Source organism: Streptomyces sp. NPDC013317, from assembly GCF_055563155.1.
Genome location: NZ_JBVHDX010000003.1, coordinates 102197 through 116565, shown reverse-complemented (window position 1 = coordinate 116565; position 14369 = coordinate 102197). Strand labels below are relative to the sequence as shown.

Sequence of the window (14369 nt, the reverse complement as noted above, 5' to 3'; positions counted from 1 at the left end):
CGTCGATGTCGACATACCCGCCGAGCAGCAGCTCGGCTGCCGCCGCCTCGGTTGCCCGGGACACCATCGCAGCGGCGTGGTACGGCTCGAGCTCCAGGGCGGCGACCGTCGAGAGGATCTCGCGCCGGATCCGGGACCGACGCCGCCACCGCAGCCCGATGGCCCCGTACGCGGCGGTGGCGACGGTGAACACGGATACTGCCAGGGCGAATTGGAGCACACCGCGAGGCTAGGTCTGCGGGTGCCGGAGCAGTAGCGGATTTTCTTCAGCCGGGCAGCCTGCCTTGGCCGCCCTGTCACGAACGGACGTGGGCCGCACGGCCACTCAAGGGCAAACCGTGCCGCTGCTCCTACGCCGCTCACTGCTCCGGATCTGACGGTCGCCGTCGGCTCAGGCCGGTACGGTCCACCCGTCGGCGGCGTCGAGTGTGGCCGTCAGCGAGTGCGTATCGGCGAAGGCCAGCTCGGCGTCTTCGGTGATCTCTTCGACGTCGAGGACCTGGCCGGTGTGGAACGTGCCGGCAGTGATCCAGTACTGGAGGTCTGGTGTGAACAGCAGAGTGCCCGCGGTGGAATCCGCCTGCACGGCACAGACGGCGGAGCCGTTCATGCCGATACCGACCGAGGCGGTGTTCTCCGGCACGGTGGGCAGGACGTCGATGCCGAGGGAGCCCAGGGGAGTGTCACCGGAGGAAGCGCCGGCGAACTCGTAGTTCCGGTTGTCGAACGTGAACGTGACCTGGTTGTCGTCGCGGCTGCCCGGGTCGGCGCCCACCTTCTCCCACGCCGTGATCGTGTCGCCTTCCATCAGCTCGCCGGTCGGCGCCCAGAGGAAGCAGTAGGCGACGGACCACTCGAACGTGGTCGGTCGGCCCGGCCAGACCGGCGCGGTCAGCCAGGCCAGTGACAGGCCAGAGCGTGTACGCCCCAGTCGATCCCGAGTTTGCGATATCCGCAAACCATTTCGCCGATTGGCGCCCATCGAGCCGAGCATGGGCGGCAGACGACTTCGGCCGGCAGGCGGCCCGGAGCAGGAGGGGGTACCCATGAGCGCGACGACATCCCTGGCTTCCGCACCACACGCACGACACGCACTGAGCGCGCGGAGACGTTGGACCGTGCTCGCCGTGTGCGCGCTGAGCATGTTTCTCGTCGGGGTCGACACGACGATCGTCAATGTCGGGCTGCCGGACATCGGACGCGGCCTGGGCGTCGGGACCCATGGTCTGCAGTGGATTGTGGACGCCTACACGCTCGTCCTCGCCAGCCTCCTCATGGTGTCCGGTGCACTGGCCGACCGCTTCGGCCGACGCAGGGTCTTCCGCTTCGGCCTGGTCGTCTTCGGCCTGGCCTCTCTCGCGTGTGCCTTCGCACCGTCGCTCGGGGTGCTCGTCGCAGCCCGTGCCGTCCAGGGAATCGGCGCCTCGATGCTGAGCCCCGTGGCGCTGGCGATCGTCGTGAACGCGATGCCGGACGCCCGCGAGCGCGCGCGGGCGATCGGGGTATGGGCAGCGGTCTTCGGGCTCAGCATGGCGGCGGGTCCCGTCACCGGCGGGGCGCTCATCGTGTCGTTCGGCTGGCGGTCGGTGTTCTGGATCAACGTCCCGGTGGTCGTCGCAGCCCTCGTCCTCGTCGCGGTTTTCGTGCCGGAGTCCCGCGGCGAGCGTTCCAGGCGGTTCGACCTGCCCGGCCAGCTCCTGCTGACCGCCGCGCTGTTCCTCGGCGTCGGCCTGCTCATCGAAGGCCCACGCATCGGCTGGGCCTCGCCCGCCGCCCTGACGTGTTACGTCCTGATCGTGCTCGCCGTAGCGGCCTTCGTCAGGGTCGAGAACCGCATGCCCGAACCGCTGATGGATCTCGGGCTCTTCCGACGGCCGGCCTTCACAGCCGCCGTCCTGGGCGCCGTGTCCGTGTTCGTCGCGCTGAGCATCAGCCTCCTCCTCACGACGCTCTACCTCCAGCAGGCCCGAGGCTGGACGCCGCTCGCGTCGGGCCTCGCGACCCTGCCCATGACCCTCGGCGCGACTCTGTGCGCTCCCTGGTCCGGCGTTCTGGTGGCGCGCCATGGGCCCCGGATCCCGCTGCTCCTCGCAGGCGGCTTCACCGTGGCCGGCGGTCTCTGCCTGGTGAACCTGGACCAGGAGACGGACCTGTGGCTTCTCCTGACGGCCTATCTCCTCATCGGCGCAGGTTTCGGCTTCGCCAACGCTCCCCTGACCAACACCGCCGTGAGCGGCCTACCGCGCTCCCAGGCCGGGCTGGCCGGGGCGATCACGTCCACCGCGCGCCAGGTCGGCTCGGCGGTCGGCATCGCGCTCGCAGGTGGCCTGGTCGCGGGGGTCGCCCCGACGGTACTGGCCGAAGCCTCCCGCACCGGATGGCTGCTCGTGGCCGCCTGCGGACTCCCTCTCCTCGCCGCAGCGCTGACCACGCGAACAACGCCCGCCCAAGCGTGATCAGTCCGCCGCGCACCCACGAGCCGACGGGGGATCGCCTGGGCCGACGTGCAGTGGCAGGGGCGACAGGATTTGAACCTGCGGCGCGCGGGTTTGGAGTCCGCTGCTCTGGCCTGGCTGAGCTACGCCCCTTCGTTGAGGAGAGCTTGGCATCGCGGCCCTGTCGCACGCCACCCGATTTCGGTGCCGCCGGACGGCGTGTGGAATCGTCTGAGCAGGGCGGCTCCGGCACGTTCACCGCCCAGCACGCCGAGCACGGCCAGCACGGCCGACTGGACACCACCCAGCCCGACCGGCTGTGGAGTGGCTGGGAGGCGATCCATCGGGCCAGGGCTCCGTCGCACTGCCCGGCATGCGACGGGCGGGGCGGGTCAGGCTCGGTGTGCGAATCGGTGCGCTCACCGCGATGGGGTGCGGATGCGATGCCGACGGCCGGACGCGCAGTACCGACGTACTTCGACCGGCGCTCGCACCCAGCCGAACGGGGCGGCGTCGGCTGCCCCCGTTCCCGCGTACGGTGCGCGAGCGCGCTCGACGAGGTCGCCGCGGCGGGGGCCCTCGAAGGGCCCCCGCTGACCGGAGGCTAGGCCGCATGGAGCACGGGGCAGGCACATACCGACCGCGCGTCCGATGCTGGGGCGGACCCTCTGAACCGGGTGGACCCCGCCCGGTGTCCCCGCGAAGGAGCCCTCGTGTCGGCACGCTCTGCAGTCCGTTCCCGTTCGCGCGCATCCCTGCGTCTGTCCGCCGCCGGCCTGGCCGCGTCCGCGGTGCTCGCCGCCCTGGTCCAGCCCGCACAGGCCACGGCCACGCCGCCGTCCCCGGACAGGGCGCTGCAGCAGCAGCTGAACGATCTCGTCCGTACGGCCGGAGGGCCGCCCGGAGCGATCGCGCTGATGCGGCAGGGCGACCGGACGGCGGTCTACCGTGCGGGCGTCGCCGACACGACGACGGGCCGCCCGCCCCGTATCACCGACCACATGCGGATCGCGAGCGTGGCCAAGGCCTTCAGCGGAGCGGTCGCCCTGCGCCTGGTGGACAGGGACAGGCTGAGCCTCGACGACACGATCGGCCGGCGCCTGCCGTCGCTGCCCACCGCTTGGCATCAGGTGACGCTCCGCCAGCTGCTCAACCACACCAGTGGGCTGCCCGACTACACGACGGCGCCGGCGTTCCTCGAGATCCTGCAGGAAGACCCCCGGCACCACTTCGACTCCCGTCGCCTGCTCGAATTCGTCGCCGGCGAGGGCCTGCGGTTCGAGCCGGGATCGCGGTACGAGTACTCGAACTCCGACAACATCGCCGTGGCGTTGATGGCCGAGGCGGTGACGGGGCAGCGGTACGAGCGGCTGCTCGAACGGCTCGTGTACCGGCCCCTCGGCCTGTGGCAGACCAGCCTGCCCCAGGGCTACCGGCTGCCCGAGCCGTACCTGCACGGGTACGACGTGACGCCGCCCGCCCCGCCGGAGGACATCAGCGAGTTCCTCAGCGCGTCGGGTGTCTGGGCGTCCGGCGGGATCGTCTCGACGCCGAAGGACCTGAACACCTTCATCCGTGCCTGGGCCGGCGGACACGGTTTCCTTTCGAAGGAGACCAGGGACGAGCAGCGGACCTTCATCCCGGGTGCGGCCTCGGAGCCCGCCGGTCCCGGCGTCAACGCCGGCGGACTGGCCATCTTCCGCTATACGACGCGCTGCGGCACGGTGTACGGCCACACCGGCAACTTCCCCGGCTACACCCAGTTCGCGGCCGCCACCGCGGACGGCCGACGCTCCCTCACGTTCTCGATCAACACGCAGACCAGCAAGAGCATGAAGCCGGAACTGCTGGCCAAGGTCCGCGCCGTCCAGGAGGACTTCGTCTGCGCCCTGCTGCGGCACTGACGCCACGCTCGTACGGAGAGACCCTCACCGCGGCCCGACGGTCCTGAAGGTCAGCTGGGACGACGCCGTCGGAGCACGTACTCCGACGGCCGCCACAGCGCCCGTACGGCAGTGAACGCCTCTGCGCGTCACCCGATTGGCCCCGTCCCCTCGGGCCGCGGCAGGGTAGGGATGACGGACATGAGCAACGAGCATGCCGCCCCCCAGTCCCTGAAGGCGAAGCACCGGGCGATGTGGGCCCTGGGCGACTATCCCGCCGTGGCGACGCAGGTCATCTCCGAGCTCGGGGACGTGCTGGTACGGGAGTGCGGCATCCGGCAGGGCGACCGTGTCCTCGATGTCGCGGCGGGCTCCGGGAACGCGGCCATCCCCGCCGCCCTTCTCGGCGCCGATGTCATCGCCTCGGACCTCACCCCGGAGCTCCTGGACATCGGGCGCGATCTCGCAGCGGAGCGCGATGCGCGGCTGGAGTGGCGCGAGGCCGACGCCGAGGCTCTGCCGTTCGCGGACGGCGAGTTCGGCACGGTCATGTCCTGCGTCGGCGTGATGTTCGCCCCGCACCACCAGGAGGCGGCAGACGAACTGGTCCGGGTCTGCCGCCCGGGCGGCACCATCGGCCTGATCAACTGGACCCCGGAGGGGTTCATCGGGCAGATGTTCGCCACGATGCGCCCGTACGCGCCGCCACCCCCGCCCGGAGCCCAGCCGCCGCCGCTCTGGGGCAACCCGGACCACGTGAGCTCCCTGCTCGGGGATCGCGTGACGGACGTGGAGGCTCGCCGGCAGGCACTGCGAGTCGACCGGTTCGCGCGACCGGAGGAGTTCCGGGACTTCTTCAAGGCCTGCTACGGACCGACCATCGCCACGTACCGCTTCATCTCCGATGACCCCGAGCGGGTGGCCGCTCTCGACGACGCCCTCGTCGAACTGGCCTCGCAGCACTTCGTCGACGGCGCCATGGACTGGGAGTACCTGCTGGTCACAGCCCGGCGGGCGGACGCGTAGGAGTCCGTCGACCTGCCGGGCCGCAGCCGGAACCCGGACCCGCGCCCTCCTGAGGCACTTGTTCACCACCTTCTGCCCGGACTGAGAAGGCGCCCCCTCTGCGCGTCCGCGCCAGATTCCTCCTCGTCGGGATAGAGCGCGGCCCGGGTGGGGAGCTAGCTGCGTGACAGTGACGCCGGGGAGGGGCAGAGCATGGGTACGGGCACGATGGTGCTGGTGGCGTCAGCCGTCCTGGGGGCGGGATGCCTGGTCGCGGTTCTGGTGCGTGCCGGGAGGCGTGAGGCCGCGGCCGAAAAGGTCCGGCTGGCCGAGCAGGCGCGGGTGCAGGCCGTTCGGTCGATGGAATCGGTCTGGGGCATGGATGACCGCGCGTTCGAGCAGTACGTGGCGGACCTGTGCCGCCGGGACGGCTGCACCGAGGTCCGCCGGGTAGGCGGCGCGAACGATCTGGGGGCTGACGTGATGGGCCGGCTGCCGGACGGCCGGAAGATCGTGGTGCAGTGCAAACGCTACGCGAAACACCGCACCGTCGGCAGCCCGGACCTCCAGAGGTTCAACGGAACCGCGCGCAGCGAACACCAGGCGGACATCCCGCTCTTCGTCGCCTCGTGCAAGTTCACCAAGCAGGCCAGGTCCTTCGCCGCCCGCCATGACCTGGTACTCGTCGACGTCGACCTTCTCGGCTTCTGGAACAGCGGCACGGCTCTGACCGCGCTCCTCGACCTGGACATCAGCCGATCAGGAACCAATCGGAAGCTGACCCCGGACAACTGAGCCGCTCGACGGCCGGACTCGGCCGAGGAGGGGCGGGCGGGGTTGTCGTGGTCCCCGGTACGCCGCCGGCAGTGGGCTGCGTACCGCGGACCATGCTCCAGCCGTAACACCACGCTGGATCTCCACCTGGGGCTGTCAGCGGTCGGTTCTGCGGAAGATGCCGAGGCTCTTGGTGAGGGATTTCAGCGGTGAGGTGTCCTGCTCGGCGGCAGGCGGTGCGAGTGTCCTGAGTGCGTTGCTGCCGCTGGTGGCTTCGGCGAGCGCGGCGTGGGCCGACTCGGCAGCCTCGCGGTACAGGTCGCAGGACGCCGTCATGGCCTTGAGCGCCTCGGCGTACCGCGTGACCATGGCCCGTGCGTGGACGAGTTCCTCGTCAGGAGTGAGCAGGTGCCAGCCTTGGCGCAGTCGCGTGAGGGCCTGCTCGGCGCCGTCCGGAAGCGGCCGTGGCAGTGCGGCGAACTCCGTGATCTTTCGGAGGAGTTCGGTCGGTTCGGTGCCGTCGAGGAAGACGTCGCCCACGGTGAAGCGTTCGGCGTCGTAGCCCGGGGTCTGCGGTGTGGAGGGCAGGACGACAGCCCCTCCGCGCGGAAGCCCCACACCCAGCTCGCGCTTCATCGCGAAGTCGGCGATCAGTGCCTGCTCCGGCGTGGCCCGGTGCTCGATCACCCGGTGCTTGATGCTCGGCGGCAGGAACGTCGTGACCGGCCGCCGACCCAGCGCGTCCGGCGTCATCGCCTCGTGCACCACGACATGGATGAACCAGCTCTGCCGGCTGCAGTCCCGCAGCAGCCGCCGCAGCTCGCCGTCGTCCTTGGGAAGGTGGTTGACCGTCCGCAGACGCCCGCCCGGCACTCGGTCGTGATCCCAGGCGACCTGGTCGCTGTCGGGCCAGAACACGGTGGCGGGTGAGGGCCAGCTCGCCTGCCACGCCGTCTCCGCCTCGGCGGCCAGCACCCAGGCGACCTCGCTCTCGTTGCCGGGACGGCGGGACTCCGGCTCGTAGGTGGTCATTTGGGCGCGCACCGTGACGCCACCTGCCACGCGCCAACGTGCTTCGAACACGCGGCGGGCCGAGGGGCCGGGGTCGGCGGACTCGTCCCGGGGGAACAGGTCGGTCGAGCGGGCGGCCTCGACGGGGTCGAGGTCGACGAAGTCGTCGATCACTCTGGCCGCCTTGAGAGCGAGCAGGTTGCGTCGGACGTCACGCTCGGCTTCGGGCCCGACGTGACGCCCCCGCCCGAGCCATACGGTTTCGGGGGCAGTGGTCGATGAGGAGGTGCTCTTGGCCATGGAACCGTCCAGTGGGTGATCGGGGCTCGACGACCAGTATGGTCCGCGGCCCGAGCAGCGAAGTCCACCAGCCCGCGCTGCTCAGGCGGAGCGCGGTGCCAGGGGGCGATGCCTCACAGGGAGCCGCCCCCCTCGCGATCCGCTTGCGACAAAGGTCAGTGCCGATCAACCGCCCCCGCCGCGTCCCGGGCGAAGGCCTCGACCCGCGAGCTTCCTGACGTTGACAGGGGTGGGGTGACATGTTGCTATGGGTCGCCGCTCAGCCCTCCCACCTGCGCCGCGTCCCGTCCCCACCCACCGCACGCGCCCTCGCGGCGGAGCCCAGAACCTGAGCGAGGAACCATGCCGCAGCGCGCCGCGACCGTCGTCGGCGGCGGGATCGGGGGCCTCACGGCCGCGATCGCCCTGCACCGGCGCGGGTGGCGCGTCCAAGTCCTCGAACGCGCTCCTCGGTTCACGGAGATCGGCGCCGGGATCTCCCTGTGGCCCAACGCGCTGCGCGCGCTCGACACGCTCGGCCTGGCCGGCACCGTGCGCTCTCTCGGCGCGGTCGAGACCGCGGGCGGCGTCCGCGACCGCAGGGGACGGCCGCTCTCGCGAACCGAGACCGCCGAACTCGTGCGCCGCTTCGGGCATCCCCTCGTGGTCCTGCACCGCGCTGAGCTGCTGCGGGCGCTCACCGAGGCCCTGCCGCCGGAGTGCCTGCGGCCCGGCACCGACGTGACCGGCGTCCGCGACGACGGCCACGGCCTCGTCGTCGAGCACAGCGGGGGAGCCTGTCGGGCCGACCTCGTCGTCGGCGCCGACGGGCTGCGCAGCGCGGTCCGCCGGGCCCTGTGGCCCGACGCGCCCGACCCCCGGTACGTCGGCTACACCGCCTGGCGCATGGTCACCGAGCCTCTCGCCCAGCCACCCGCCGAGGGAGCCGCGACCTGGGGACGCGGCGAACGGTTCGGCTACACCTCCCTGCCCGGCGGCCGGATGTACTGCTTCGCGACCGCGTCCCTCCCGCCCGGAACCACCTTCGCCACCACCGAGCACGCCGAGCTGCTGCGCCGGTTCGGATCCTGGCCGGAACCGATCCCCGCCCTCCTGTCCGCCGTCCCCGCCGACGCCGTGCTCCGACACGACCTGTACGAACTCCCGCCGATGCCGACCTTCGTACGCGGCCCGGTCGCGCTCCTCGGCGACGCCGCCCACGCCATGACCCCCAACCTCGGCCAAGGCGCCTGCCAGGCCCTGGAGGACGCGGTCACGCTCGCCGCCTGCCTCGACACCACCGCGGACGTGACCGCCGCACTCCGCTCGTACGACCGGCTGCGCCGCCCCCGTACCCAGGCGGTCGCGCGCCGCTCCGCACGGCTCGGCGCGATCGGGCAGCTGGCGTGGCCGCCGGCCGCGTTCCTGCGCGACGTCGCCGCCCGGCTCACGCCGGAGCGGGCGACTCTGCGTTCCATGACACCGGTGCTGGGCTGGACCCCGCCCGGAGCCCCCGCGACCCCGACCGCGACGGATGACGAGACCCCCTGATGCCGGACTGGACCTATCACCCCCTGCGCGGCGCCGCCGCCCGTGTCGTCGGCACGCGCCGTTCGCAGCGCACCGCGCTGAGGCTGCTCGCCGCGATCGGCTCCCGCCCCGCCGGCGCGCGGCTGATCGCCCGAGGCTTCGGACACCGGCACCCCCCGGAGCGGCTCGCCGGTGAGCTGGCCGGCGTTCCCGTGGCCGTGCGCCTGGGCATATCCGTCCCGCCCGCGCTCGCCCACGAGACCGTCCGGGCCATGGCCCCGCTCGGGGCCGGTGTCGTCGAGGTGGCGCCGGTCGCGGCAGAGGACGTCGAGACCGTTCGCGCTGCCGCCGCCGGCCGCTCGATACCGGTGGTCGTCCGAACCGCGGACCCGGAGACCGAAGCCGCCCTCGCCGCCCACGTCGACGGCTTCACGCGCGACGACGAGCCCCGGACCGTGCGGGTGTCGGACCCGTCGGTCGGCGCCGCGGCCGCCGCGCTCGACGACCAGGACGCGGTCGTTCTCGCCCGGCCGGGTGTGCTCGTCGAGGCCGGACCCGGCTGGTTCGCCCGGGTCACCGAGGCCGCCACCCCCACCGCGCCCGCCGCCGGGCTACGGGACGTCGGCCTCGACCCCCGCCGGTGGCCCGCCTGGGTGTGGGGCCTGCTCGTCGGGCTCGGCATGACGGGCGCCGGACTCGGCGCGGCGGCGATCACGCTCGGGCCCGTACTGCTCTGGTACGACCGCGACTACCTCGGCATGACCCTGGACGAGCTGCACGCCGCCAACCACCACCTTGTGCACTTCCTCCAGCACGACCGGATCACCATGGCCGGCACGATGGTGTCGATCGGCGCCCTCTACACCGGCCTCGCCGTGGGCGGGATCAGACGCGGCAGGGCATGGGCCCGTGAGGCGTACCTGCTCTCCGGAGCCATCGGCTTCCCCACTCTCTTCTACTTCCTCGCGACCGGCTTCGTGGAACCGCTCCACACGGCCACCACGCTCGTGCTCTTCCCGATGTTCGTGGCCGCGGTCCGCCGGGCGCCGCGCACCCCGCGCTGGCACCGGATGCCCGAAGGCCCGGAGCGAGAGCGGCGGCGGGCCCTGGTGGGTCAACTCCTGCTCATCGTCACGGGGGCGGGCCTGTTCGTCGGCGGCGCGGTCATCTCGCTGGTCGGCCTGACCGGCGTGTTCGTGCCGAGCGACCTGGTCTTCCTGGGCACCGACACGCAGGCGCTGGAAGCAGTGAACCCCCGGCTCGTCCCGTTCGTCGCCCACGACCGGGCGGGCTTCGGCGGCGCGCTGATGGCCGCGGCCGCGGCCATCACGCTGCTCAGCGCATGGGGCTGGGGGCGGGGCGAGGCATGGGTGTTCTGGTCCCTGGCCACGGCGGCGGCCTTCGGCTTCCTGCCCGCCGTCCTCGTCCACGGCGCGATCCACTACACGGACTTCCTCCACCTCGCGCCGGTGTACATCGGCATCGTCCTGACCGCCACGGGCCTGCTCCTGGCCCGCCCGCACCTGTGCGCGAAGTCGCCGACCCCCTAGGTCGTGTCCGGAATCCCAGTGTGCGGGGCGCCCGATGACTGTCCCTCCCCCCGTAGGGGGCCGCTCTCGATCCCTGCTCGTGCCGTGTGTCGGCCGCGGCCGTGCGTCAGTTGCTGTCGCCTCCGCTCTCCGCAGTGGCTGTGGGGAAGGCGGGTGTCAGAAAGAGCTCGTCGGCGTAGCACCACGCCCAGGACCCTTCGGCCGCGGCCGCGATCGGGTGCCCGGTGTGAGAGGCGTGCTGATGAGCGTGGGCGCCGGGGGAGCTGTCGCAGCAGCCATTGTGTCCGCACCGCAGGCAGACGCGGAGGTGGACCCAGTCGTCCCGGTCCGCCGCCAGGCATTCCGCGCAGCCGGTGACGGGGAGGCGTAGCGGGGGTGGAGTCTCGTCGTCGAGGTGCGGGCACGGCGTCGGGTGCGTCCGTCCGCCGTCGGGAGCGACTTGCCAGCCTTCCGCGGGTACCAGGACCGAGCCTGCCCGGTCCGCATGTCTCCTCGCGCTCGCCGACGCCCCGCGGCCGACGTCCAGGGCCGATCGCCGGGGTGGTTCGGTGCCGTCGTTTGCTCGTGTCTTCGCCATGATCCGTCTCGATCGGTTCCTCGTCGCTGATTCGGGTGCGGGGCGCGAAGCGGATGCGCGGCGTGGGTACGAAGGGGTGGCCGGTGCCGATTCGACGGATACGGTGCTCACCAGCCGGCGATCCTCGCGATGAAGAAGGCCGCCACGATCAGGGCGCCCAGCACGATGGCGGTGAGCAGGACTCTCGGGTGTTCCCACAGGCCGCCGTCGGGGCGTTCCTGGTGCGCTTCCGCCGTGGATCCTTCTGCGGGCGGCGTCTCGCCGGGGCGGATGTTGGGTGTCGACATGGTGTTCTCCCGACTTCCGGATCTTGTTCCTCGTGACGGCCCCGTACGGTTTCGGGGGGCTGGGGGCTCTCGGCGCAGGGTCACCAGCCGGCGCTGCCAGGGGGGCCTTTGAAGGGGCCGGTTATCTCCCCGGTGATCCACCCTCCGTAGAAGTCACCAGGCTGTGGCAGCACCTGTTCGCCGTCGACAGTGCAGCTGTCGACGCGACCGGGATAGAAGGCCACGTGACCCGCGAGCACGGCGTAGGCGGGGTCGGGCGCCTCGTAGCTCCACGCCACGTCCGCGACAATCGTCCCGGGAGCCGTCCAGGTCCAGTAGGAGGCCAGGCCCTTCCACTCGCAGTGCGTGACCCTGGCCGATGGCGCCAGCAGGTCCATGCGAACGTGCTGCCGCGGTACGTAGAAGACCGGCGGATGACTCGTCTCGAGGACGCGTACGCACTGGCGCGAGTCGGCGAGGACGACTCCGCCGTGGCGAACGACGATCCGACGTGTATCGGGAACCGTACGGGGCGGTCTGGGGTACTCCCAGACCGATTCGGCCGGCCTGAGCCGTCGCTGGACCTGGTCCATGTGCCATCACCCTCTTCTCCAGCTCTTCCCCGGCGGCACACATCGCGGATGCAGGAAACCTGGACATGCGCCTCATGAGGCGATCCCGAGAGGGAGGTGCGACCATCTTCCGATGCGAGAGATCGATCAGCTGGTCGATGTGGACGCCCCGGTGTGGCCGGAACTTCAGGGGATTCTGAAGTCGAGCGCCGTGCCGGTTCGAGTGTTGTCCGGAGACATCGAAGAGGGCCGTCGCTGCCTCCTGCAGATGCAGGTCAGCGCGGGATCGGTACTGGGTGCGCTGGCGTTGAACACGGGCGGACTGCTCGTGGACAACGGGTGGGTGCGCGTGTTCGGCGGGGGTACGAGGGGGGAAGGTCGACTCCCGAGTCTGGCGCAGGTCAACCGTTTCCCCACAGTCTTCGATCCTGGGTGGTATCCCGCGACCGGTCTTGTCGTCGGCCACGACGTCGTCGGAGGGGTGTTCGCGTTGAACGGTGGCGATCCCGCGGCCGCGGGCCGCCCCGGGACACCTGGCCAGATGACGTACTTCGCTCCCGACACTCTGGCGTGGGAGGCGATGGAGATGGGTCACTCGGGGTGGGTCTCCTGGCTGCTCTCGGGCAGGCTGGAGACCTTCTACGACGGAGTGCGCTGGCCCGGGTGGCGTGAGGAGGCCGAGGCCCTGGCCTTGGGGCATGGCCTTTCCGTCTACCCCTTCCTGTGGTCCGAGGAAGCTCACGCCGATCTCGCGGCCACGAGCCGGCGGCCTGTGCCGATGCGCGAGGTGCTCGGAGTCGCGGCGGACTTCGCCCGGCAGATGGGGCCGTCCGACCCCGGGTTCCTGGGCGACGTGTGACTGGCTTCGCTGTCGGTCCCGGGGTGTCGGGCTGTCGGCCCTGGGGTGTCGGCGAAGGTGCCGAAGGTGTCTGCGGCTGCTTCTGCCGCATGGTTCGGGACCGGCGGGCTCGTCGCCGCCGCACGCGTCGGCGCACTGGCGCAGGACGCCGTTCGACGTGGGAAGCCGGTTCCGTCCGGCGCTGCCGGCGGTCGCCGAGATGCCGAGCGCGAACCGTGCTCGGCGGGTGCCGGTGTGGGCTGAACGGTGGTGGTCCGTTCGGAGTCTCGTGCGTGACGGGTATTCAGGTACGGGGGAGGGTTCTGGCGCGTCCGTGTTCGTCGCACCTGAGGAGTCCTCACATGGTCCGTCTGTCCGCTCTGGCCGCACTGACCACCGGAGTCGTGCTTGCGGTGACGTCCGCCCCAGCTGTCGCCGAGCCGGAGGCTGGGACGGCGGTGGCCGACAAGGCCGCGGCGTACCGCGCCACCGCTCCCTTCCTGCGGCACGACGAGGGCGTGCGGGCCGGGTACAGACCCGACCGGTACTGCGTGTCCGACGCGGCGGGTGGTTCGGGAGCGCTGGGTTACCCGCACTTCAACCATGCCTACGACAATTCGACCGACCCCGCGAAGCCCACCGCACTCCTCTACGAGGACGACGGCAAGGGGGGCAAGCGTCTCGTCGGCGTCGAGTGGCTCGTCTTCGACCGTGACCAGGACCTGGCCACGGACGACGACCGGCCGAGCATGTTCGGCACGCCGTTCAAGGGGCCCAAGCGCGGCAACTTTCCCGGTCAGCCCGTGCACTACGCCCTGCATCTGTGGCTGTGGAAGAAGAACCCCCGTGGGCAGTTCGCCACCTTCAACCCGGCCGTCAGCTGTCTGCCCGGCACCACCCGCCCGACTGTCTGAACGACCAGGGCCAGGCAGGGGAGCCGCCGCGGAGCGTGGCCGTGCCCGGAGGCACGCCCACGCACCCCGCCGTATCAGGCTCGTGGCGCGGAACGCGGACGAGGCAGGGGGGCCTCGGGCTGGTCGGGGAGGAGCACGGCGTTGGCGCCGGTCATCTCCAGGACCCGCAGGACCCGGTCCTGCAGGCCGGTCAGAACGAGCGGGCTTCCCTCGCTCTGCAGGCGCCGGTGAAGCCGGAGCAGCAGATTCAGGCCGGAGGAGTCCATGAAGGTCACCTCGGACATGTCCAGTCGCAGCGGTGCCCCGTCGGCCGGGGTGAGGTGAATGACACGCTCAAGGGCGGGGCAGGATGCGAGGTCTATCTCACCCGACACGGTGATGACCGTGGCGTCGGTGTTCTGCCGGGTGGTCACGGTGAGTTCGTTCATTGGTCGCCCCTCACTTCCAGGGGTCGAGCCCAACGCACCCCGGTACGGGGTGCCAGGAGCGTGACGTGGGGTCACGCACAGCCAAGCAAGACAAACCCGAACCGCCTCTGCGCCCGCGTGGGGGCTTTCAGGAGCGGTCGGGGTCTCCTACCAGACCAGGCTGGTGTCCTGGCAGCGTGGCACATGTCGGACGCCGATGGCCACCCCGCCTCCTCCTGCCGGCCGCGTCCAGGCGCCTCACGACCCGGCTGTCACCACGAGACGGTCGTTCGGCGCCTCCACCTGAAATCCGGCCTCCCGCAGGATC

14 protein-coding genes and 1 tRNA gene are annotated in these 14369 nt (G+C 71.4%); 8 read left to right on the top strand and 7 right to left on the bottom strand.

Annotated elements, in window-relative coordinates:
* Positions 1-391: 391 nt before the first annotated feature.
* On the bottom strand, positions 392-994 hold the full coding sequence (locus ACZ3IJ_RS09375) for a hypothetical protein (RefSeq protein ID WP_467467080.1): 603 nt from the start codon (positions 992-994) through the stop codon (positions 392-394).
* A 133-nt stretch (positions 995-1127) separates the two neighbouring features.
* On the opposite strand from ACZ3IJ_RS09375, the gene ACZ3IJ_RS09370 reads away from it, so the two are divergent.
* Positions 1128-2456: an MFS transporter gene (locus ACZ3IJ_RS09370; protein ID WP_467467079.1), complete on the top strand. Its 1329-nt coding sequence runs from the start codon at positions 1128-1130 to the stop codon at positions 2454-2456.
* A gap of 54 nt (positions 2457-2510) precedes the next feature.
* On the opposite strand, the gene ACZ3IJ_RS09365 is transcribed toward ACZ3IJ_RS09370, so the two are convergent.
* Positions 2511-2588: transfer RNA gene (locus tag ACZ3IJ_RS09365), tRNA-Trp, on the bottom strand.
* Between the two features lie 560 nt (positions 2589-3148).
* Between ACZ3IJ_RS09365 and ACZ3IJ_RS09360 the strand changes: the two genes are divergently transcribed.
* The 3 genes from ACZ3IJ_RS09360 (at position 3149) to ACZ3IJ_RS09350 (ending at position 6118) form a co-directional block, all read left to right on the top strand.
* On the top strand, positions 3149-4339 hold the full coding sequence (locus tag ACZ3IJ_RS09360) for a serine hydrolase domain-containing protein (RefSeq protein WP_467467078.1): 1191 nt from the start codon (positions 3149-3151) through the stop codon (positions 4337-4339).
* Between the two features lie 180 nt (positions 4340-4519).
* On the top strand, positions 4520-5344 hold the full coding sequence (locus ACZ3IJ_RS09355; RefSeq protein WP_467467077.1) for a class I SAM-dependent methyltransferase: 825 nt from the start codon (positions 4520-4522) through the stop codon (positions 5342-5344).
* 207 nt (positions 5345-5551) lie between these two features.
* Positions 5552-6118 carry a restriction endonuclease gene (locus ACZ3IJ_RS09350; protein ID WP_467467076.1) on the top strand — a complete coding sequence of 189 codons (567 nt, stop codon included), beginning with the start codon at positions 5552-5554 and terminating at the stop codon, positions 6116-6118.
* A gap of 135 nt (positions 6119-6253) precedes the next feature.
* Here the strand turns inward: ACZ3IJ_RS09350 and ACZ3IJ_RS09345 are convergent, their stop codons facing one another.
* On the bottom strand, positions 6254-7282 hold the full coding sequence (locus ACZ3IJ_RS09345) for a hypothetical protein (RefSeq protein WP_467467075.1): 1029 nt from the start codon (positions 7280-7282) through the stop codon (positions 6254-6256).
* A gap of 468 nt (positions 7283-7750) precedes the next feature.
* On the opposite strand from ACZ3IJ_RS09345, the gene ACZ3IJ_RS09340 reads away from it, so the two are divergent.
* Together ACZ3IJ_RS09340 and ACZ3IJ_RS09335 are read left to right on the top strand one after the other, a co-directional pair.
* Positions 7751-8938, top strand: coding sequence for an FAD-dependent monooxygenase (locus tag ACZ3IJ_RS09340; protein WP_467467074.1), 1188 nt, complete (start codon positions 7751-7753; stop codon positions 8936-8938).
* On the top strand, positions 8938-10467 hold the full coding sequence (locus tag ACZ3IJ_RS09335; protein ID WP_467467073.1) for a hypothetical protein: 1530 nt from the start codon (positions 8938-8940) through the stop codon (positions 10465-10467). The genes ACZ3IJ_RS09340 and ACZ3IJ_RS09335 overlap by 1 nt, the downstream gene beginning before the upstream one ends.
* 106 nt (positions 10468-10573) lie before the next feature.
* Here the strand turns inward: ACZ3IJ_RS09335 and ACZ3IJ_RS09330 are convergent, their stop codons facing one another.
* The 3 genes from ACZ3IJ_RS09330 to ACZ3IJ_RS09320 all read right to left on the bottom strand — a co-directional run bounded on the left by ACZ3IJ_RS09330 (position 10574) and on the right by ACZ3IJ_RS09320 (position 11903).
* Positions 10574-11044 carry a UBP-type zinc finger domain-containing protein gene (locus tag ACZ3IJ_RS09330; protein ID WP_467467072.1) on the bottom strand — a complete coding sequence of 157 codons (471 nt, stop codon included), beginning with the start codon at positions 11042-11044 and terminating at the stop codon, positions 10574-10576.
* A gap of 107 nt (positions 11045-11151) precedes the next feature.
* The gene (locus tag ACZ3IJ_RS09325) at positions 11152-11331 is read right to left on the bottom strand and encodes a DUF6480 family protein (protein ID WP_467467071.1); all 180 of its coding nucleotides are present in this window, start codon (positions 11329-11331) and stop codon (positions 11152-11154) included.
* Between the two features lie 80 nt (positions 11332-11411).
* A complete protein-coding gene (locus tag ACZ3IJ_RS09320; RefSeq protein WP_467467070.1) occupies positions 11412-11903 on the bottom strand; it encodes a DUF427 domain-containing protein in 492 nt (163 codons plus the stop codon).
* Between the two features lie 112 nt (positions 11904-12015).
* Between ACZ3IJ_RS09320 and ACZ3IJ_RS09315 the strand changes: the two genes are divergently transcribed.
* Both ACZ3IJ_RS09315 and ACZ3IJ_RS09310 read left to right on the top strand, forming a co-directional pair.
* Positions 12016-12741 carry a DUF2625 family protein gene (locus ACZ3IJ_RS09315; RefSeq protein WP_467467069.1) on the top strand — a complete coding sequence of 242 codons (726 nt, stop codon included), beginning with the start codon at positions 12016-12018 and terminating at the stop codon, positions 12739-12741.
* Positions 12742-13082: 341 nt separating this feature from the next.
* A complete protein-coding gene (locus tag ACZ3IJ_RS09310) occupies positions 13083-13634 on the top strand; it encodes a hypothetical protein (protein WP_467467068.1) in 552 nt (183 codons plus the stop codon).
* 74 nt (positions 13635-13708) lie between these two features.
* Here the strand turns inward: ACZ3IJ_RS09310 and ACZ3IJ_RS09305 are convergent, their stop codons facing one another.
* The gene (locus ACZ3IJ_RS09305) at positions 13709-14062 is read right to left on the bottom strand and encodes an STAS domain-containing protein (RefSeq protein WP_467467067.1); all 354 of its coding nucleotides are present in this window, start codon (positions 14060-14062) and stop codon (positions 13709-13711) included.
* Positions 14063-14369: the final 307 nt, after the last annotated feature.

What these genes read in the sequence shown, in the direction of transcription:
- ACZ3IJ_RS09355 (WP_467467077.1), top strand. Translation starts at nt 4,520, where the DNA reads ATGAGCAACGAGCATGCCGCCCCCCAGTCCCTGAAGGCGAAGCACCGG.
- ACZ3IJ_RS09320 (WP_467467070.1), bottom strand. Translation starts at nt 11,903, where the DNA reads ATGGACCAGGTCCAGCGACGGCTCAGGCCGGCCGAATCGGTCTGGGAG.
- ACZ3IJ_RS09325 (WP_467467071.1), bottom strand. Translation starts at nt 11,331, where the DNA reads ATGTCGACACCCAACATCCGCCCCGGCGAGACGCCGCCCGCAGAAGGA.
- ACZ3IJ_RS09310 (WP_467467068.1), top strand. Translation starts at nt 13,083, where the DNA reads ATGGTCCGTCTGTCCGCTCTGGCCGCACTGACCACCGGAGTCGTGCTT.
- ACZ3IJ_RS09340 (WP_467467074.1), top strand. Translation starts at nt 7,751, where the DNA reads ATGCCGCAGCGCGCCGCGACCGTCGTCGGCGGCGGGATCGGGGGCCTC.
- ACZ3IJ_RS09350 (WP_467467076.1), top strand. Translation starts at nt 5,552, where the DNA reads ATGGTGCTGGTGGCGTCAGCCGTCCTGGGGGCGGGATGCCTGGTCGCG.
- ACZ3IJ_RS09315 (WP_467467069.1), top strand. Translation starts at nt 12,016, where the DNA reads ATGCGAGAGATCGATCAGCTGGTCGATGTGGACGCCCCGGTGTGGCCG.
- ACZ3IJ_RS09305 (WP_467467067.1), bottom strand. Translation starts at nt 14,062, where the DNA reads ATGAACGAACTCACCGTGACCACCCGGCAGAACACCGACGCCACGGTC.
- ACZ3IJ_RS09330 (WP_467467072.1), bottom strand. Translation starts at nt 11,044, where the DNA reads ATGGCGAAGACACGAGCAAACGACGGCACCGAACCACCCCGGCGATCG.
- ACZ3IJ_RS09335 (WP_467467073.1), top strand. Translation starts at nt 8,938, where the DNA reads ATGCCGGACTGGACCTATCACCCCCTGCGCGGCGCCGCCGCCCGTGTC.
- ACZ3IJ_RS09375 (WP_467467080.1), bottom strand. Translation starts at nt 994, where the DNA reads ATGCTCGGCTCGATGGGCGCCAATCGGCGAAATGGTTTGCGGATATCG.